Annotated in this window: 17 protein-coding genes; 9 read left to right on the top strand and 8 right to left on the bottom strand. The window is 67.4% G+C overall.

Annotated features, from left to right (window positions below):
- Positions 1–90: 90 nt before the first annotated feature.
- Entirely contained in the window at positions 91–948 is an 858-nt protein-coding gene (gene rlmJ / locus JLDANKMP_RS02345) for a 23S rRNA (adenine(2030)-N(6))-methyltransferase RlmJ (RefSeq protein WP_005408683.1), read from the bottom strand.
- Positions 949–983: 35 nt separating this feature from the next.
- Between rlmJ and creB the strand changes: the two genes are divergently transcribed.
- The 7 genes from creB (at position 984) to JLDANKMP_RS02310 (ending at position 8,827) form a co-directional block, all read left to right on the top strand.
- Positions 984–1,709, top strand: coding sequence for a two-component system response regulator CreB (gene creB, locus JLDANKMP_RS02340; protein ID WP_080047689.1), 726 nt, complete (start codon positions 984–986; stop codon positions 1,707–1,709).
- Positions 1,710–1,712: 3 nt separating this feature from the next.
- Entirely contained in the window at positions 1,713–3,173 is a 1,461-nt protein-coding gene (gene creC, locus JLDANKMP_RS02335) for a two-component system sensor histidine kinase CreC (protein WP_212560423.1), read from the top strand.
- A gap of 81 nt (positions 3,174–3,254) precedes the next feature.
- Positions 3,255–4,574 carry a cell envelope integrity protein CreD gene (gene creD, locus JLDANKMP_RS02330; protein ID WP_049397509.1) on the top strand — a complete coding sequence of 440 codons (1,320 nt, stop codon included), beginning with the start codon at positions 3,255–3,257 and terminating at the stop codon, positions 4,572–4,574.
- A gap of 10 nt (positions 4,575–4,584) precedes the next feature.
- Entirely contained in the window at positions 4,585–4,995 is a 411-nt protein-coding gene (locus JLDANKMP_RS02325; RefSeq protein WP_012479575.1) for a hypothetical protein, read from the top strand.
- Positions 4,996–5,165: 170 nt separating this feature from the next.
- A complete protein-coding gene (locus JLDANKMP_RS02320; protein ID WP_212560422.1) occupies positions 5,166–6,743 on the top strand; it encodes a M20/M25/M40 family metallo-hydrolase in 1,578 nt (525 codons plus the stop codon).
- Between the two features lie 154 nt (positions 6,744–6,897).
- On the top strand, positions 6,898–8,301 hold the full coding sequence (gene gltX / locus JLDANKMP_RS02315) for a glutamate--tRNA ligase (RefSeq protein ID WP_099479451.1): 1,404 nt from the start codon (positions 6,898–6,900) through the stop codon (positions 8,299–8,301).
- Positions 8,302–8,335: 34 nt separating this feature from the next.
- Complete coding sequence (locus JLDANKMP_RS02310; protein ID WP_004150412.1) at positions 8,336–8,827, top strand: Fur family transcriptional regulator; 492 nt, start codon at positions 8,336–8,338, stop codon at positions 8,825–8,827.
- Between the two features lie 139 nt (positions 8,828–8,966).
- Here JLDANKMP_RS02310 and JLDANKMP_RS02305 read toward each other — a convergent pair whose 3' ends face one another.
- From JLDANKMP_RS02305 to JLDANKMP_RS02290, 4 genes are all read right to left on the bottom strand, one after another.
- Positions 8,967–10,121, bottom strand: a complete 1,155-nt coding sequence (locus JLDANKMP_RS02305) for an HlyD family secretion protein (RefSeq protein ID WP_212560421.1) — start codon at positions 10,119–10,121, stop codon at positions 8,967–8,969.
- A 10-nt stretch (positions 10,122–10,131) separates the two neighbouring features.
- Positions 10,132–11,805 carry an MFS transporter gene (locus tag JLDANKMP_RS02300; protein WP_005408691.1) on the bottom strand — a complete coding sequence of 558 codons (1,674 nt, stop codon included), beginning with the start codon at positions 11,803–11,805 and terminating at the stop codon, positions 10,132–10,134.
- On the bottom strand, positions 11,805–12,371 hold the full coding sequence (locus tag JLDANKMP_RS02295; RefSeq protein WP_062607472.1) for a TetR/AcrR family transcriptional regulator: 567 nt from the start codon (positions 12,369–12,371) through the stop codon (positions 11,805–11,807). Before JLDANKMP_RS02295 ends, JLDANKMP_RS02300 begins: the two co-directional genes overlap by 1 nt.
- A 199-nt stretch (positions 12,372–12,570) precedes the next feature.
- A complete protein-coding gene (locus tag JLDANKMP_RS02290; protein WP_212560420.1) occupies positions 12,571–14,778 on the bottom strand; it encodes a TonB-dependent receptor in 2,208 nt (735 codons plus the stop codon).
- Between the two features lie 135 nt (positions 14,779–14,913).
- On the opposite strand from JLDANKMP_RS02290, the gene JLDANKMP_RS02285 reads away from it, so the two are divergent.
- Positions 14,914–15,327: a MerC domain-containing protein gene (locus tag JLDANKMP_RS02285; RefSeq protein ID WP_060380373.1), complete on the top strand. Its 414-nt coding sequence runs from the start codon at positions 14,914–14,916 to the stop codon at positions 15,325–15,327.
- A 110-nt stretch (positions 15,328–15,437) separates the two neighbouring features.
- The gene (locus JLDANKMP_RS02280) at positions 15,438–15,617 is read left to right on the top strand and encodes a 30S ribosomal protein THX (RefSeq protein ID WP_004150462.1); all 180 of its coding nucleotides are present in this window, start codon (positions 15,438–15,440) and stop codon (positions 15,615–15,617) included.
- Positions 15,618–15,717: 100 nt separating this feature from the next.
- On the opposite strand, the gene JLDANKMP_RS02275 is transcribed toward JLDANKMP_RS02280, so the two are convergent.
- The 3 genes from JLDANKMP_RS02275 to JLDANKMP_RS02265 all read right to left on the bottom strand — a co-directional run bounded on the left by JLDANKMP_RS02275 (position 15,718) and on the right by JLDANKMP_RS02265 (position 19,360).
- On the bottom strand, positions 15,718–16,968 hold the full coding sequence (locus JLDANKMP_RS02275; protein ID WP_024958164.1) for an ectonucleotide pyrophosphatase/phosphodiesterase: 1,251 nt from the start codon (positions 16,966–16,968) through the stop codon (positions 15,718–15,720).
- 425 nt (positions 16,969–17,393) lie between these two features.
- The gene (locus tag JLDANKMP_RS02270; RefSeq protein WP_212560419.1) at positions 17,394–17,885 is read right to left on the bottom strand and encodes a methylated-DNA--[protein]-cysteine S-methyltransferase; all 492 of its coding nucleotides are present in this window, start codon (positions 17,883–17,885) and stop codon (positions 17,394–17,396) included.
- A complete protein-coding gene (locus tag JLDANKMP_RS02265) occupies positions 17,882–19,360 on the bottom strand; it encodes a DNA-3-methyladenine glycosylase 2 (RefSeq protein WP_049395330.1) in 1,479 nt (492 codons plus the stop codon). Before JLDANKMP_RS02265 ends, JLDANKMP_RS02270 begins: the two co-directional genes overlap by 4 nt.
- Between the last annotated feature and the right edge of the window lie 41 nt (positions 19,361–19,401).

The raw sequence follows: 19,401 nt of genomic DNA, 5'->3' as shown, positions 1-19,401 counted from the left end.
GTGATTCCTTGGTGGTCCATCGATTGTGGCATCACCGGGGCTGCATTCCGTGAACGAAAGGCTCACGGCGGTACAGCCTCGTGAAGGCCGTTATTCGGGGGCTTTGAGCCAATCCAGGCGGGTGCTGGCCCCCGGTTCGCCCAGGTGCTGGCGCAGCGCCGGCAGGGCCGGGCCGACCACCCGGTCGAACTGCCACGGCGGGTTGAGCAGCAGCATGCCGCTGCCGTTGAGGCGCAGCGGCGAGTCGTCCGGACGCACCAGGAACTCGATCGTCATCGCCGACTTGACCGGCAGGGCAGTGGCCTTGCGCAGGAAATGCAGGATGGTGCGGCGCTGCTTGATCGGGAACCAGACCGCACAGGTGGCCTGCGGCCAGCGTGCCAGGGTCTCGGCCAGGGCAGCCAGGATGTTCTGGTATTCGGCGTCCTGCGCCTCGTACGGCGGATCGATCAGCACCAGGCCACGACCGATCTTGCTGCCGTTGAACTTCGGCGGCAGCAGCGAGCGCAGCAGGGCATAGCCATCGCCAGCGCGCACATCGACGCGGCTGTCATGGGCGAACAGGGCCTTCAGCGTGGCCGTTTCGGCTTCCTGCAGCTCACAGACCGCCATCCGGTCCTGCGCGCGCATCGCCTGTGCGCTCAGCAGCGGCGAGCCCGGGTAGTTGGTCAGCGCGCCGACCGGGTTGTCGGCCTGGACCGCCTTCAGGTAGCGCTCGACCACCTCCGGCAGCTTGGGCTGGGCCATCAGCCGCATGATCCCGGATTCGGCCTCGAGGGTCTTGCGGCTCTCTTCGCTGGCCAGCAGGTAGCGGCCGGCACCGCCGTGGGTGTCGAGCACGAAGAACGGGCTGTCCTTGCGCTTGAAGCTGTCGATCAGGGCCAGCTGCACGATGTGCTTGAGCACATCGGCGTGGTTGCCGGCATGGAAGGCGTGGCGATAGTTCATGGCCGGCAGTGTACGGGGCGGCGGCCGCAGCGGCTATGCTGCGCGCCATGACAGCTCCCGTTGCCCATGTCCTGGTAGTCGAGGACGAAGCCGCCATCGCCGAAACCGTGCTCTATGCGCTGCGCAGCGAGGGCTATGCCGCCAGCCACTGCCTGTTGGGCGGGGAGGCGCTGCAGCGGCTGCAGGCCGGGGATATCGACGTGGTGGTGCTGGACGTGGGCCTGCCCGACCTGGGCGGCTTCGAGGTCTGCCGGCGGCTGCGCGCGCAGCCCGGGCCGGTGGCGCAGCTGCCGGTGATCTTCCTGACCGCCCGCAACGATGAAGTGGACCGGGTGCTCGGCCTGGAACTGGGCGCCGACGACTACATGACCAAGCCGTTCTCGCCGCGCGAGCTGGTGGCGCGGGTGCGTGCACGCCTGCGCCGTGCGGCGCCGGTCATCGCAGCGCCCAGCGCCGATGCAGGCTGGCAGGAACATGGCGCGTTCGCCATCGACCGCGAAGGCCGGCGCATCCGCTTCCGTGGCCAGGCACTGGATCTGACCCGCTACGAGTACGCGCTGCTGGAGGCGCTGCTGCAGCGACCCGGTGCCATCCTCAGCCGTGCCCAGCTGATGGACCGTGGCTGGGACAGCAGCGCCGACAGTGCCGACCGCACCGTCGATACCCATGTAAAGACGCTGCGTGCCAAGCTGCGCGCGGCCGGTGCCAGCGACGACCCGATCCGCACCCACCGTGGCCTTGGCTACGCGCTGGAGGTCTAGCCGATGCGCCTGGTGCTGAAGCTGTTCCTGGGCTTCTTCCTGATCACCGGCATCGCGGCCTTCTTCGTGATGCGCGTGTTCGTCAACGAAGTGAAGCCGGGTGTGCGCCAGGCGATGGAATCGACCCTGGTCGATGCGGCCAACGTGCTGGCCGAGATGGCCGCCGCCGACGTCAAGGACGGCACCATCCGCAGCGGCAGTTTCACCCGCAACCTGGCCAAGGCACGGCAGCGCGACCTGAAGGCAATGGTCTGGCGGTTCCCGAAGCGCTCGCTGGATTACCGGGTGACCATCACCGATGCCAAGGGCATCGTCATCTACGACTCGCTGGGCCGTGACCTTGGCCGCGACAATTCGCGCTGGAATGATGTCTACCGCACCCTGCGTGGCGAATACGGTGCCCGTTCCAGCCCCGAGATTCCGGGCGAGGAAGGCGATACGGTGATGCATGTGGCGGCGCCGGTATACGACCCGGCCGATGGCCGCACCCTGATCGGCGTGCTCAGCCTGGCCCAGCCCAACCGCAGCATCGATCCGTTCATCGCCGCCAGCCAGCGCGCCATCATCGAGCGCGGTGCCTGGCTCATCGGATTGTCGGCGCTGGTCGGCGTGCTGGTGACGATGTGGCTGACCACTGGCCTCGGCCAGCTCAGCCGCTATGCACGTGCGGTCAGCGCGGGCGAACCGGTGCCGCCGCCACGGCGTCGTCGTGACGAGATCGGCGATCTCGGCCAGGCGCTGGAAACGATGCGCCGCAAGCTCGAAGGCAAGGCCTACGTCGAGCAGTACGTGCAGTCGCTGACGCACGAGATGAAGAGCCCGCTGGCGGCGATCCGCGGTGCCGCCGAACTGCTGCAGGAGCCGCTGCCCGAAGCGGACCGCGTGCATTTCGCGCGCAGCATTGTCGATCAGCAGGAACGGCTGACCGAGACCATCGACAAGCTGCTGGCGCTGGCCGAAGTGGAACAGCACGGCTGGCTGCAGACCCGCGATCCGATCGCGCTGCAGGCATTGCTGGCCGATGCGGCCTCGGCCGCGCAGGTGCGCGCGCAGGCGGCCGGTGTGCGGGTCCACATCGGCAACGTGCCCGACCTGCGGGTGCAGGGCGACGGCTACCTGCTGCGGCAGGCGCTGCACAACCTGATCGACAACGCGATTGCCTTCTCGCCGTCCGGCGCGGAGATCGCGCTGCAGGCCGAGGTGGACGGGCAGGGCGTGCGCCTGCAGGTGGCCGACCGCGGCGCCGGCATCCCGGACTATGCGCGCGAACGGGTGTTCGAACGCTTCTATTCGCTGGCGCGGCCCGGCAGCGGGCGGCGCAGTTCCGGCCTGGGCCTGCCATTCGTGCAGGAAGTCGCGCGGCTGCACGATGGACGCGCCAGTGTCGACGTCCGCGAGGGCGGCGGCACCGTGGCCAGCCTGTGGCTGCCATCGGGTGCGCCGGGCCAGCGCCCGCGCCGCTGACTTCACACTCGCTTCAAATTCGCCACAAACCCTGCTCACCCCAGCGGTCCATCCTGCAGCCCTCTCCAACGAGGATGGACCATGAAATCCCTGAAGATGCTGCTGAGGTTCGCCATTGTCGGCGGGCTGATCCTGCTGCTGCTGGTGCCGCTGACCATGATCCGCGGGGTCATCAACGAGCGCAGCGCATACCGCGACGAGGCGTTCTCGCGGGTGGCCGACAGCCGCGCCGGTGCACAGCAGCTGGTGGGCCCGGTGCGGGTGGTGCCATGGGTGGAACGCAAGCAGGTTGAACTGGTCGACCCGCTGGGCGTCAAGAAGACCGAGATACAGGTCACCGAGGGGCACTGGCTGCAGATGCCGGCGTCGCTGGAGGTGGGCGGCGAGATGCTGCCGAGCCAGCGCGAAGTGGGCCTGTTCAAGGTGCCGGTGTACAGCTGGAACGGCCAGATGAAGGCGACCTTCGCCGCAGACGACTATCCGGTGAAGGCCGGCCGCAGTTACGGCCAGCCGTATGTCGCGGTTGGTGTATCCGATGTGCGGGGCCTGGTGGGTACGCCGAACCTGCGCGTGGATGGCAAGCAGCTGCGGTTGCTGCCGGGCGTTGGCGCGGCCAGCGAGGTGGGGCGAGGCCTGCACGCACCGGTGGCCGGTTTCGCTGCGGATCAGGGCGGCACGCTGGCTGCCAGCACGGTTGAACTGGAGCTGCGCCTGGATGGCAGCCGCATGCTGTCGGTGGTGCCGGTGGGCGATGACACCCACATCGCGCTGCGTTCGAGCTGGCCGCATCCGTCGTTCAGCGGTGCGTTCCTGCCCAATGAGCGACGCGTCGATGCGCAGGGCTTCGATGCACGCTGGGCGGTGTCCTCGCTGGCCTCCGATGCCCAGCGCCAGCTGCGCAATGATGGTGCGGTCGAATCGCAGGCGGTGACGGTGTCGCTGGTCGATCCGGTCGATACCTACACCCAGGCCGACCGTGCCTCGAAATACGGCGTGCTGTTCGTGCTGCTCACCTTCGTCGGCTTCATCCTGTTCGAGCTGATCAAGTCGCTGCGCATCCACCCGTTGCAGTACCTGATGGTGGGCCTGGCGCTGGCGATCTTCTTCCTGCTGCTGATCAGCCTGTCCGAGCACATCGCGTTCTGGAAGGCCTACCTGGTATCGGCCGTGGCCTGTATCGGCCTGCAGGCGGTGTACCTGGCCAATGTGCTGGGCCACTGGAAGCGCGGCCTCGGCTTCGCTGCGCTGCTGACCGTGCTGTACGGCGCGCTGTATGGCCTGCTGGTGTCGGAGAACAACGCGCTGTTGATGGGTTCGCTGCTGCTGTTCGTGATCCTGGCGCTGGCGATGTGGGTGACCCGCCGGGTCGACTGGTACGCGCTCGGCGCGGAACTGAAGTAAGGAGCAGGCCATGGGCTGGCGCCAGGGATTGCGGCAACGGGCACGGCAGGGCATTCCGGCCCTGCTGGAAGTGGATGCGCTGCTGCAGGCACATGGCGTGCTGGCGGCCCTGCCGGGGGCACGGATCGCCCCCGGCCTGGTCCGCTTCCAGCTGGCGGCGGTGACCTGCGAAGGATTGCAGGGGCAGGGATTGCGCTGGCTGCAGGGCGCGCGGCAGGGACGCGGCGCGGTGGCTGGCCGGGTGCCGCGCTACCGGCCATGGAAGGCCGGGGCGGAGGCGCTGGCCGAGATCGGTATCGGTGGCCTTCCGGATGACTGGCCGGCACACGCGGCGGTGTACGGCTGCAGCAGCATCGACCGGCGGCACTGGTTGCTGCTGCTGCCCGAGCGGGCGCAGTTGTGGCTGGGATGGAGTGGGTGATGTGGCGTGGCAGGTGCGAACCAACCACTCTCCTGTGGGTGCGAACCTTGGTTCGCACGCTTCCATCCCGCCCATGACCGATGGGACGGTATCCCCGCGCCCCCGCTGGCTAGACTCGACGAGTTGATGATCGAGCCGAAGGGCAGGGGTGCGATGTGTTGAAGTGGGGCATGCTGGCCGCAGCGCTGGCGATGGGTGGCAACGCAGGAGCGCAGCAGCGCGAGACGGTGGACCTGGACATGGTCAGCCGCATCCGCCAGGAGGCCTTCCACCGTTCGCAGGTGATGGACACCTTCAGCTATCTCACCGAGCGCATCGGCCCGCGCCTGACCAACTCGCCGGCCATGGGTCGCGCCAACGCCTGGACCCGCGGCAAGTTCAACGAATGGAAGCTGGACAACGTCCACGACGAGGCCTTCGACGACTTCGGGCGCGGCTGGGAGTTCACTTCGGCGAGCGTGGAGATGCTGGGCGACCGCGTGCAGCCGCTGCATGCACTGCCCAAGGCCTGGACGCCGGGCACCAAGGGGCCGGTTGAAGGCGAGCTGGTCCAGGTCGAGATCAAGAAGCCCGAAGACATCGAGAAGTACCGCGGCAAGCTGCGCGGCAAGATCCTGCTGCAGGGCGAGGCCCGCGAGTACAAGCGCGGCACCGAGGCGGATTCGCATCGCCACGACGCCACCTCGCTGGAAGGCCTGCAGGAGTTCACCCTGCCCAAGGACAAGGACGCCACCGCCGAGCGTGCCAAGCGGGTCAAGGAGTACCAGGAACGCCAGCAGCTGGCGACCAAGGTCAATGCGTTCTTCGTGGAAGAGGGCGCGCTGGCCTCGATCAGCATCAGCAGCTGGGACAACGGCATCATCCGGGTTGCCGGTGGTGGTTCGCGCAAGGCCGGTGAGTCGGTGGGCATCCCCGAGCTGGCGATGATCAGCGAACACTTCAACCCGCTGGTGCGCGCGCTGGAGGCCAAGCAGACGGTGCGCCTGCGCGTGGATGTGGCAGCACGCTTCACCGATGAGGCCGACCAGCCCGGTTACAACACGCTGGCCGAGATCCGTGGCAGCAGCAAGCCCGATGAAGTGGTGATGATCGGCGCGCACCTGGATTCCTGGCACAGCGGTACCGGTGCGGCCGACAACGCGGCTGGCGTGGCGGTGATGATGGAGGCGATGCGCATCCTCAAGGCCACCGGCGCCAAGCCCAGGCGCACCATCCGCGTGGCGCTGTGGAGCGGTGAGGAACAGGGCCTGATCGGCTCGCAGGCTTATGTGGCCAAGCACTTCGGTCGTTTCCCGGAACCCACCGACCCGGCGCAGAAGGCGCTGCCTGCCTCGCTGCGCGAGCCCACCGGCGCGCTGCAGAAGACCCGCGATTACAGCAGGTTCCAGGTCTACTTCAACATGGACAACGGCTCGGGCCGCTTCCGCGGCATCTATGCGCAGGAAAACCTGGCGGCGATGCCGATCTTCGAAGCCTGGCTGGCGCCGTTCCATGACGTGGGCGCCACCACCGTGGCCACCCGCAACACCGGCAGCACCGACCACATCAGCTTCGACCGCATCGGCCTGCCGGGCTTCCAGTTCATCCAGGACCGGCTGGACTACTTCACCAATGTCCACCACAGCCACCTGGACACCTGGGACCACGCCGAACCGGAAGACCTGAAGCAGGCCGCAGCCATCGTCGCCTCGTTCGCCTACAACGCCGCGATGCGCGAGCAGCCGTTCCCGCGCAAGGTGGAACCGTAAAAGGGGACGGAGGGGATTAAGTCGTTTCTCCCCTCCGTTTCCCGGTTGCAGGCCCAGCGGCTGGGCAATCGCGACTTAATCCCCTCCGTCCCCTTTTTTCCGTCGGGGGCGGCGGGCTGGTAAAATCGGGGGATTCCCGTTCCTCGAGCCGTCCATGACCTGCCGCACCCGCTTCGCCCCCAGTCCCACCGGCTACCTGCACATCGGTGGTGCCCGCACTGCGCTGTACTGCTGGCTGGAGGCCCGCCACCGTGGCGGCGAGTTCGTGCTGCGCATCGAGGACACCGACCGTGAGCGCAGCACCCAGGGCGCGATCGACGCCATCCTGGAGGCGATGGAGTGGCTGGGTCTGGACTATGACGAAGGCCCGATCTACCAGACCGACCGCGTCGCCCGTTACCTGGAAGTGGCCGAACAGCTGGTGGCCGACGGCAAGGCGTATTACGCATACGAGACCCGCGAAGAGCTGGACGCGATGCGCGAGGCCGCCATGGCCAGGCAGGAAAAGCCGCGCTACAACGGAGCCGCGCGTGACCTGGGCCTGCCGCGCAGGGATGATCCGAACCGCGTCATCCGCTTCAAGAACCCGCTGGAAGGTACGGTGGTGTTCGACGACCTGATCAAGGGCCGCATCGAGATCGCCAACAGCGAGCTGGATGACATGGTCATCTTCCGCCCGGACGGCTACCCCACCTACAACTTCGCGGTGGTGGTGGACGACTGGGACATGGGCATCACCGAGGTCATCCGCGGCGACGACCACATCAACAACACCCCGCGCCAGATCAACCTGTACGAAGGCATCGGCGCGCCGGTGCCGAAGTTCGGCCACATGCCGATGATCCTGGACGAGCAGGGCGCCAAGCTGTCCAAGCGCACCGGCGCGGCCGACGTGATGCAGTACAAGGACGCCGGCTACCTGCCGGACGCACTGCTGAGCTATTTGGCCCGCCTGGGCTGGTCGCACGGTGACCAGGAGCTGTTCAGCCGCCAGGAACTGATCGATCTGTTCGACGTGAAGGACTGCAATTCCAAGGCCTCGCGCCTGGACATGGCCAAGCTGGGCTGGGTCAACCAGCACTTCCTGAAGACCGAGGACGTGTCCGCGATCGTGCCGCACCTGGTCTACCAGCTGCAGAAGCTGGGCCTGGACGTGGCCGCTGGCCCGGCCCCGGAGGACGTGGTGATCGCCCTGCGTGAACGCGTGCAGACCCTGAAGGAAATGGCCGAGAAGGCCGTGGTCTGGTACCAGCCGCTGACCGAGTACGACGAAGCAGCGGTGGCCAAGCACTTCAAGGCCGGTGCCGAGGTGGCGCTGGGCAAGGCCCGCGAGCTGCTGGCCGCCCTGCCGGAATGGACCGCCGAGTCGGTGGGCGTCGCCCTGCACGACGCGGCCGCAGCGCTGGAAATCGGCATGGGCAAGGTTGCCCAGCCGCTGCGCGTGGCCATCACCGGCACCCAGGTCAGTCCTGACATTTCCCATACCGTATACCTGGCCGGCCGCGAGCAGGCCTTGAAACGCATTGATGTGGCCATCACCAAGGTAGCAACGGCCTGAGGCATCCTTGCCAGGCCCGAACCGGAGAACACGCATGCCCGCCAAGACCGCCACTGCCTGTACCGCCCCGCACCACCACGTCCACGACGCATCGGATTTCGTGGCGGTGGTCGAGCGCGTCTCGCGCGAACGCGGGCTGCGCCTGACCCCGATCCGCGCCAACGTGCTGAAGCTGATCGCCGAGGCCGGCAAGCCGGTCAAGGCCTACGAGCTGCTGGAGTGGGTGCGCAACGGCAAGGGCGTGGGTGCTGACGCCCCGCCCACCGTGTACCGCGCCCTCGACTTCCTGATGGCCAATGGCTTCGTGCACAAGCTGGAATCGGTGAATGCCTTCGTGGCCTGCCACCATCCCAGCAGCGCCGCGCATTCGGTGCCGTTCCTGATCTGCAACAGCTGCCACAGCGCGGTGGAGCTGGAAGACCGCGAGATCGTCACCCAGCTGGAGAAGCGCGCCAAGGAGCTGGGTTTCCAGCCGCAGGCGCAGACCCTGGAAGTGCACGGGCTCTGCGCGCGCTGCGCGGGTTGATCGTGTCGGCGGTAGAGTCGGTCGGCGGTAGAGTCGACTGTTAGTCGACTGCTCTTCCGTGAAGCCCACGAGTACCCCGCGCTGCGCGATAGTCGACTAACAGTCGACTCTACCCAGCCGAGTCCTGCAGGGTCGCGCCCTAGTCCATGGGCTTGCTTGCCGTATCCACCCGCACAATCACCGACATGCCGGGCCGCAGCTGCTTTGCCAGCTTCTGATCCCTGTTGATCGATATCCGCACCGGCAGCCGCTGCACCACCTTGGTGAAATTGCCGCTGGCGTTGTCCGGGCGCAGCACGCTGAACTCCGACCCGGTGGCGGGCGCGATCTCCTGCACGCGGCCCCGCAGCACCTGGCCCTGGAACGCGTCCACCGAGAACGTGGCCGGCTGGCCGATCGCCATCCCCCAGGTCTGGCCTTCCTTGTAGTTGGCCACCACCCACAGCGTGTCAGGTACCAGGAACAGCAGCTGCGAACCGGCGGCAACGTACTGGCCCACGCGTACGCTGGCTTCGCTGATCTGGCCGTCGCGTGGTGCGTGGATCACCGTGTTGGCCAGATCGATGCGCGCCAGTTCCAGCTGCGCCTGCGCGCTCTCCACCTGGGCCTCGAGGCTCTTGCGCGCTACCTGGGTCGATACCAGGGTCTCCTCGGCGATGCGGATCTGCGCCTGCGACTGCTGTACGCTGGCCTGCGCCGAGGCCTGCGCGGTGCGGAACTTGTCGCGATCGTTGATCGATACCAGCTGCTGCGCGGCCAGTTCCTCGTAGCGCTTGGTCTCGTTGCGTGAGCGTTGCAGCTCCGCCTGCCCGGCCGACAACGTGGCGCGGGCGGAGGCAATCTGCGCACGGTTCTGCGCCTGCGACTGGTCCGAGTTGGCAAGGGCCGCGCGTGCGCTGTCCAGCGTCGCCTGCGCCTGGGCGACCCGCTGCGCATAGATGCGGTCATCGATGCGCAGCAGCGGCTCGCCTTCCTTCACGTGCTGGAAGTCCTTCACCAGCACCTCGGTCACATAGCCGTTGACCTGTGGCGCCATCACCGTGATCTGTCCGCGCACATACGCGTTGTCGGTCACCATCACGCTGCTGGTGAACGGCCACAGGTGCCAGGCGCGCAGGATCAGCGCAATGCCCAGCAGGGCCACCACCACCATCACCACTACGCTGCGCGCGCTGGGCTTGAGGTACTTCGGCGCGACAGCGGGTTCTACCGGCGTAGGGGCAGGCGCCGCGTCGGTCGGCGGCGGTGGGGTTACGTTGTCGGCGTCGTCGGGTCGGGGCGGGACGGGAGGCATGGTCGAGAACTCAGCGGGGCGCGGCCGGCGTGGCCACAGCGGGGGAAGTGGGGTGGCGCTTGCGCCATTGCTTGAGCACGGCGGTGCGCAGCGACAGCAGCAGCAACCAGCACAGGAAGCCGATGGCCAACCAACCGCTCAGCGTGAACACATCATTGAAGCCGCGTACGTTGGCTTCGCGGCGCGTCGTCTGCGCCAACTGCGCGCTGCCCTGCGCGCTGCGCAGCACCGGATCGGTGATCTGGGCGACGTACAGCTGCTGTTGGATGCGCAGGCGCTGTGCCACCACCGGGTCGGCTGGGTCGAGCTGGCTGGTCAGCGCGCTGGAATACAGCTGCTCGCGATGCAGCTGGAAGGTCCCCAGCACGGCCGAGCCGGCCAGGCCGCCCAGCGTCTGCGTGATCGACAGCGTCACCAGGAAGGTGATCATGTGGTCCACGCCCTGTTTCAGCGCGGCGGAAATGCCGAGCATGATCAACGGGCCCATGAACATGCCGGCACCGACCGAGGCCAGGAACTGGCTGGCGTAGAAGTCGTGCGGCCGATCCATGCTGGTGCGGTGCTGGTCGAAGAACGCGGCGGCGCCCAGCAGCAGGATCGCCATCAGCAGCTGCGGGATCAGCCGTTTGGGCCCGAAGGTCAGTGCAGTGCCGGCGATACCGGTGATCACGCCGGCAAGAATCACCACGAACAGCGGCCGCAACTGATCAGGGCCCATGCCGAGCGTGCGCATCAGGTTGACCACGCCGTAGGACTGCTCGGTGGTCAGGAAGCGGATCAGGAAGGCGCCGACGATGAAATGCAGTACGGGCAGGCTGGCCAGCCAGCGTGTCTGCAGCAGCGGATTGCGCCGGTAGTGCTCGATGATGAAGGCGGTGGTGGACAGCACGATCGAGGCGACCAGGGCCCAGCCCAGCCACGGCGTGTTGAGCCACCAGCGGGTGTAGCCCTGCGCCAGCACGATCACCAGCAGCGCGACGGCCGGTGCGAGCAGGGCAAAGGTGAGGAAGTCCAGCGGTTCGAAGGCCTTCACCTGGATGCCGGGCGGCAGCTTCAGCACCACCACTGCCGCGAACGCGCACAGTGCCAGCCCGGCTTCGAATGAGTAGAGCTGATGCCATTGGCCGGTATCGACCAGGCCTGGTGAAACGATCCAGGCGATCGGCACCGCCAGCTGCGAGAGGCCGACGCCGACCACCAGCAGGTTGCCGGTAAAGCGGCGCGGCAGCGCCTGCAGCATGTACAGCGTGCCCAGTGTCGAACAGGCCGCACCCGCGAAGCCGCTGGCGGCGCGGGTCAGCATCGTGGTCTCGAAGCTGCCGACGAACAGGTGCAGTACCGCCAGCGCTGCGTACAGGCCCAGCCCGATCTCGGCGAACAGGCGGATGCCGTACTGCTGGCGGAACTTGAAGGCCAACAGGTTGGCGGTGACATTCACCATCGCATATGCGGCCACCAGCCAGCTGCCCTGGGTCGGGGTCAGTGCCAGCTGGCCCTGCAGGAACGGCAGGTTGGCGGTGACCAGCGCATTGCCGAGGCCGCCGGTGATCGCCACCAGCAGTGATACCAGCGCATAGGCCGCGCGCCGATACGGCGGGTGCCAGGGCATCGATGCCGAACCGGGCATGGTCGGCTTTTCGTGCTCCTCCCAATCCGGAACCGGCTTCAGATACGGCTGGACCATCAACGGGCCTCGTTGGCAGCTCCCTGGAGACCCCCACGCAGCAGCTGCAGGGCGCGCCCGGCCAACTGAGCACGCTCGTCGCGGGTCTTGCCGCGCAGGGCCGCACCCAGCATGCCCGAGATCAGTGAAATATCCGTCTTTTCCAGGTCGGCACGGCACAGCCCGGCGGCCTTGGCGCGCGCGATCGGTTCCTCCAGCAGGTCGCGCACGGTCTCGCGCGCGGCGCGCATGGACGGCACGTCCGAATCGACCGCACGCCAGTAATCGGCCAATGCCGGCGAATCAATGATGCGCTGGGCCATGCCTTCGAACACCTCGAACAGGGCGTCGTCGCGGTCACCGAGCTGTTCGACCTGGCGCCGGATGCGGTCGACCGTGCGCTGCAGCAGCGCCTGGATCAGTGCGGTGCGGTCGGGGAAGTTGCGGTACAGGGTGGCGCGGCCTACCTGGGCGCGTTCGACCACCAGGTCCAGCGGGGCGGTGACACCGTGTTGGCCGAACACATGATCGGCGGCGTCGAGGATGAGGGCACGGCGGGCGGCGGCATCGGCACGTTGGGCAGTCATGGAATTATTTTCGGACAAAAATGTCCGATTGGCGAGACATTGGGTGACGGGATTGTCCGCTTGTTGTGGTACGCACATCTTTGTGACGAATGTGTGATGGCGTGGGTCGAAATGAAAACGGGGCCCGAAGGCCCCCGTGGAATGGCGTGGGGGGCAGAGCCCTTTCCTTCGAAGAGGGCTGCGACCCCGCCGTGCGTGATCAGAAGAACGCGCGGATGCCGAATGCGACACCACGGCCTGGCAGCGGCGAGTAGTCGCGCAGCAGCGAGGTATGCGGACGCACTTCGCGGTTGGTCAGGTTGCTGCCATCCAGGAACACCTCGTAGCTGTTGCTGGCGTTGCGATCCCAGCGGTAGGCCAGGTGCGCGTCGACCAGGGTGTAGCCGTCGCTCGGGGCTTCGTTCTGGGCGACGTCCTTCTGGCGGCTGTAGCGCACCGCACCGACCGAGGCGCGCCAGCCGTCCTTCGACCAGCGCAGGTCGGCGCCGACGCGGGCCGGGGCAATACGCGGCAGGTAGCCGGTGTTGGCCAGTTCCACGTTGTAATTGTGGTTGTGGTCGCCGTGCGGCACGGCGATGTCGAGGTTGCGGCTGCCGCTGCCATCCAGCTTGGCCTTCACGTAGTCACCGAACAGGCGCAGATCCCAGTCACCGGCGCCACCCTCGAACAGGTGCACCAGCGCTTCGGCCTCGGCACCGCGGAACACCGCGTCCTGCTGGGTCCAGGTGCGCACCGGCAGGCCCTCGGTGATGCCGGTGTCGGCCAGGTAGATGAAGTCCTTGAACCTGGTCTGGTAGACCGACGCGGAGAAGTCCAGGCGCTCGCTGTGGGTGTGGATACCCAGTTCCACGCGCTGGCCGCGCTCGGTCTTCAGGTTGGCGTCGCCGATTTCCAGCGAACGGGTGGCGATGTGCGCGCCGGCGGCATACAGCTCTTCGTTGGTCGGTGCACGCTCGGAGCTGTCCACGCCGATGCGCAGGTCAACGGCATCGTTGAGCTTCCAGATACCAGCGGCAGACAGGTTGGTGGCGCCGAACGTGCGGCGGCGGTAGTCACCGCTCGGGTCCAGCTTGACCTGATCGTGGCGGCCGCCCAGTTCCAGCTTGAACGGGCCGAACTGCTTTTCCTGCAGCACGAACAGGCCGATGTTCTTCGTGCCGGTATCCGGAACGAACGCCTCTTCGCCCTTGGCACCGAAATCACTGTTGCCGAACTGCAGGCCGAAGGCGCCGTCCCAGCCGCCGATCTGCTGCTGCACCGCTTCCAGGCGCGCTTCGATGCCGCGGTTGGTGAAGCGGGTGGACGGCGTGCCGGCCTCCAGCTCTACGTGCTCGTAGTCGGTGTAGGCCACGCGTGCGTTGATGTTCTTCAGGAACGAGACCGGGTTGTAGATGCCGGCCTTGGTTTCGAAGCGGTTCTGCACCATGTCGATGCGCACGTCGTGCTCGTCGCCGCCTTCCTCTTCGTCGCCATGGTCGTGACCGTGGTCATGGCCATGATCGTCACCATCGGCGTGCACGTGCGCGCCATTGGGAATGCCGTAGTTGGTGCGGTAGGTACTGGCCGATACGCCGAAGTAGCCGCCGTCGCCCAGCCACGTTGCGCCGACGCCACCGGCGCGGGTGCGGATCGAGCTGTTGTCGAGGCGGCCGCGGCGCGGTTCTTCGCCTTCCTCGCTCGCGTGGTCATGGTCGTGGTCGTCGTGGTGGTCTTCAAGGCTGTCGATCACCGCGTAACCGGGAATGCGGTAGTCGTCGCCGTTGCGGACCAGGCCATCCACATGCAGCACGACGTTGCCGCTGACGCCATCGAGGCGGAACATGCCGCTGCGCTCGTTGTTCACCGAATTGCCGCGCAGTTCGGCACGACCGCTGAGCGGCCGCTCAGGCAGCTCGCGCGCGATGCGCCCGTCGACCACATTGACCGCACCACCAATGGCGCCGCTGCCGAACAGCAGCGTGGCCGGGCCCTTCAGTACTTCGATCTGGTCGGCCAGGAACGGTTCGATGCTGGTGGCGTGGTCGGCGCTGACCGTGGACGCATCCATGTTGCCCATGCCGTTGGACAGCACGGCCACGCGCGGGCCTTCCTGGCCACGGATGATCGGGCGGCCGACGCCGGGGCCGAAGAAGGTGCTCTGCACGCCGGGCAGCTTGGCCACGGTATCGCCGAGGGTGCCAGCCTTCTGCTCGTCCAGGCGTTCACCGGCCAGCACCTCCACCGGGCGCGCCAGCGATTCGGCATCACCCTGCAATGGCGACGCGGTGACCTGCACCGACGACAGCTCGGTCAGGTGGCGGTCACGATGGGCGGTGTCCTGGCCGGCTGCAAAGGCGACGGACGGCAGCAGGGCGGCGAGCGCCAGGGCCAGGGAATGCGGCTTGAGCCGAGGGATGTGGGCGGGCATGGACGGGTCCTTTGTTACAATGTATCAATCGCGGGGCGCACGAATCCCGTCGATGGGACAGGGGGAGGGAAACCGTGCGGGTCGGAGAGGGATGTTATATTATTCCATAACGATTCGCCGACCCTGCTGGAAGTCATGTCCCTGTCCTCACGCCTGCGCCACCTGCTCGACCGTTTCGGCGCCACTGGTTCGATGCTGTGCGCGGTGCACTGCGCGGTGATCCCGGTGCTGCTGGCCGCAGCGCCTTCATTGGGTCTGTCGTTCTGGCTGAGCGACGGCGTGGAACAGGCGCTGGTGGTGTTCGTGACCCTGCTGGGGTTGTTCAGCCTGGTCTGGGGCTACCGCCGGCACGGTGCGCTGCGTGCGCTGGGCTTCCTGGTTCCCGGCCTGGTCGCGTTGTGGGCCGGCGTGCTGTATGACCCGCTGCACCACAATGCGGTGCCGCACGCGGTGGTGATGACCATCGGTGGCCTGCTGGTGGGTGTGGCCCATCTGGTCAACCTGCGCCTCAACCACGGTCACGTGCACGACGCCAGCTGCGCGCACTAGGCGCTCCGTGATAGGATTTTCGATCGTGCGCGGGGGCGCCCAGCAAGGCGGCCCCGCCGAACCCGTGTCAGTACGGGGTAACCAGATTTCACATTTGAGGAGTTGAAGACATGGGTAAGGGTGACCGCAAGACCGCCAAGGGCAAGCGCTACAACGCCAGCTATGGCAACGCCCGTTCGCACACCGCCAGCAAGGTCGCCGTAGGCGCCGCCGCTCCGGTTGCCAAGAAGACCGTGGCCAAGGCTCCGGCGAAGAAGGCTGTGGCGAAGAAGGCCGTCGCCAAGGCCTGATCCGGTCGAGCGACCGGTTCAATGAAAAACGCGGCGCCTGGCGCCGCGTTTTTTTATGCCTGTCCGGTGAGCCGAGCGTGGGTTCGGCTCTACAACCGCATCAGCGCAGTGTCTTCTTCAGCGTTTCCGGATTGCCATCGTTCGGCGCGGCCGGTACCTGCAGCAGGTGGGCCAGCAGCGGATAGACATCGACGTTGTCGAAGCCATCGATCACCAGGCCCTGGCGGAACGACGGACCGCCGGCCACGAACACTGCGCGCATGGAAGGCAGTGCGTTGTCGTAGCCATGCGAACCTCGATCCTGCTTCGCACGCTTGGCGATCTTTTCCTGGTGCAGGGCATCCCAGCCTTCATCCATGACACAGACGATGGCCGGAACCCGCGGATGCGTGCCGTAGTGCCAGCGTGCCGGCAGGTTCTCCTTCTTCCAGCATTCGTAGTGCGCGTGGCGTCCGAGCAGGGCGCGTTCGGCTTCCGCTTCGCGGCCGGCGACCGGCGCAAAACCCACTGACTGGCCTTGGCTGATATTGCGTGCAATGGCCGGGTCGGCCATCGACTCGGTGGCGATCACGTTGCCGTCGGCGACGCTGGCCATGCCGTGGTCGGACACGACGATCACGTTGGTGGTCTTGGCTAGATCGCGCTGCTGCAGCCCGTCGAGCACCTGGCCGACGATCTGGTCGGCGCGCACGATGGCGTCGGCGTACTGCTTCGACCCGGGGCCGTAGTTGTGGCCGGCCTTGTCCACGTGTTCCATGTACAGCGTGGTGAGGCGCGGTGCATCAGCATCGGTCCGCGCCAGCCAGTCGAGCACGATGCCGGCCCGCTGCTCCAGCGGTTCCTTGCCGTCGTATACGCGCCACTTGCTGGGGCGCACGCCGCGGATTTCAGACTCACTGCCCGGCCACGCCGTGGTGGCCGAACGTACGCCAGCGTTCTCGGCACTGACCCAGATCGGTTCGCCACCCCACCAGCCGCTGGTGGTGACCGCGTCGCGGTTGCTCAGTTCGAAACGGCCCAGGGTTGCATCGTCCATGCTGTTGTTGACGATGCCGTGGTGGTCCGGACGAAGGCCGGTGACGATGGTGTAGTGGTTGGGGAAGGTCAGCGACGGATAGGACGGCGTCATCCAGCGTGCACGCACGCCGCCGTCGATCAGTCGCTGCAGGTTCGGAGTGAGCCCACGGTCCAGCGCATCGGCGCGCAGGCCGTCGATGGAGATCAGCAGCAGCTTCGGAGGCGAAGCCGCAGCGGCGGAACCGGGAACGGAGGCGGAAGGGGCGGGCGCGGTGGTGCAGGCCGCCAATGGCAGCAACAGCGCCAGCGCGCAGGTCAGGCGTACGGAAGTCATCCACGCATGATAAGCCCGCGCAATGACGCGCCCAAGACACGGCGCGCTATCGCGCGCCGTGTCCGCGCATTTTTCCTTATCCCCGCGCCTGTCGGCGCGCCCCCTTCAACAGGAAGGGGGCTTTTCTCCAGACATGTCCCTGATGATTCCATCCACGCATGGCGTGGATCTACCGTGTCGACCAAGGTCGACACCTACCAACAGTTGCGCAGTGCGCCGTCCCGACAGATCGCAGGAATCTGTCGAAGGCGGGGTGGGTCCGGTTGCGGGGGTGTCCGCGGCATGGATGCCGCGGCCAAGCCCCCAAGGACGGGTTGACGGCGTCCCCCGCAGCTGGACCCACCACGCCATGCTTCGGAATGTTGCTGTTGCTTCGGCCGTTGCGGTTGCCTCTGCGGGTGCCGGGCGCAGCCCGGCCAGCCCTCTCAGGTGAACAGCGGGGCCTGGCGTTGTTCCAGCCGCAGCAGCGCGGCCTTGGTTTCCAGCCCGCCGCCGAAACCGGTCAATGCGCCGTTGCTGCCGATCACGCGATGGCAGGGCAGGATGATCGGCAGCGGATTGCGCCCGTTGGCCGCGCCGACCGCGCGGGTCGCACTGGGCTGGCCAAGGTGCTGCGCCAGCTGCAGGTAACTCCAGGTCTGGCCGAACGGAATCAGTGCCAGCGCCTGCCATACGCGCAGCTGGAACGGCGTGCCACGTGGCGCCAGCACAAGGTCGAAGCTGTTGCGCTCGCCGCGCAGGAACTGCAGCAGCTGTTCGCGTGCTTCCGGCAGGGCATCCGGTGCGTAGTGCCAGTCGTCGCGTCCGCGTGCCGGATGGCGATTTTCCGGGAACAGCACATGTGACAGGCCACGCTCATCACCGGCGATGGTCAGCACGCCGATGGGGCTGTCGAAGCGATCAAACAACAGGGTCATGTCGGTTCTCCAACGAACGTGCCGGACAGGTGCCACAGGTGCAGCACGGCGTAGGCGCGCCACGGGCGCCACGGTTGCGAGCGCGCTTCAGTTGCACGTTCGCTCAGGCGCTGGCCCTGTGCGTGGCCGAGCACCTGCTGCAGCACCAGGTCGCCGGCGGGGAAGGCATCGGGCTGGCCGAGCCCGCGCAGGGCGATGTACTGCGCGGTCCACGGGCCGATGCCGGGCAATGCCACGCAGCGCGCAACAAAGTCTTCCAGGGCCTGCCCGGGTCCGAAGTCGAGCTGGCCGCTGGCACATGCAGCAGCCAGCGCACGCACCGTGGCGGCGCGGCTGCGCGGCAGGCCGATCGATTCCAGCGGCGCCTCGGCCAGCACCTCGGGCGCTGGGAACTGGCGATCGAACTCGGACGGCATGCCCGGCAGATGCGCCCCATACGCATCCACCAGACGCCGCGCAAAGGTAGTGGCGGCGGCGACGCTGACCTGCTGGCCGAGCACGGCGCGTACGCCGACCTCGAAGCCATCCCAGCCGCCCGGAACGCGCAGCCCCGGGCGTTCGGCGATTCCGCGTGCCAGCAGCGGTTCCTCGCCCAGGGCGGCATGGACCTGTTGCAGGTCGGCGTCCAGATCGAACACACGACGCACACGGCGCACGATGTCGGGGATCAGGCGCGGGTCGACCGCACCCAGCTGCAGACGCAGTTCCGGGCGCTTCGGGTCGGCGGTGACGCGCAGCAGGGTGGGGCGCTCGGGTGTGCCGAGCACGCGCTGGTAGCTGTCTTCGCCGATCAGTTCGATGCCAGGCAGGCTGCGCTTGCGCAGGAAGGCCAGCATGCGCGGGAAGTCCAACGGTGGGCGGTACACGAGCCGCAGTACCAGGCCGCCGTCATCGGCGGCAAGCGGCTGGTGCTGGCGACGCAGCGCCGTCGGTGCCATGCCGCAGCCCTGCAGGAAGGCGGTATTGAAGCGGCGCAGACTGTTGTAGCCGGCGGCCAGCGCAACATCGGTCACCGGCAGCGTGGTTTCGGTCAGCAGTTGCTTGGCCAGCAGCAGGCGGTGGGTGGCATGGATCTGCCCGGGTGTTGCGCCGAGATGTTCGACGAACAGGCGCTGCAGCTGGCGCGCGCTGAGGCCGATCTTCTGCGCGAGGTCTGCAACGGGCTGCTCCTGCAGGAAGCCGCCGTGGATGATGGCGAGGGCGCGCTGCACGGTCTGCCCGGCCAGTGCCTGCTGGGCCTGCGGTGCCAGTTCGGGGCGGCAGCGCAGGCACGGCCGGTAGCCGGCGGCGGCGGCTGCAGCGGCGGTCGGGTAGTAGGTGATGTTGCGTGGCTTCGGCGGCGGCGCCGGGCAGACGGGGCGGCAATAGATGCCGGTGCTGCGCACGGCGGTGAAGAAAACGCCGTCGAAGCGTGCGTCACGGGCCAGGCGGGCGCGGTCGCAGGCGGCGGTGTCGAGGGCGAGGGCGGTGTCCATGGCGCCAGTCTAGGCCTCTGGCGACGGCGATACTCGCCACA

The sequence above is a fragment of the Stenotrophomonas sp. PE591 genome (assembly GCF_018320795.1).
Classification (GTDB): domain Bacteria; phylum Pseudomonadota; class Gammaproteobacteria; order Xanthomonadales; family Xanthomonadaceae; genus Stenotrophomonas; species Stenotrophomonas maltophilia.
The sequence above is the reverse complement of the archived record's forward strand: the minus strand, read 5'-3'. Positions and strand labels throughout refer to the sequence as shown.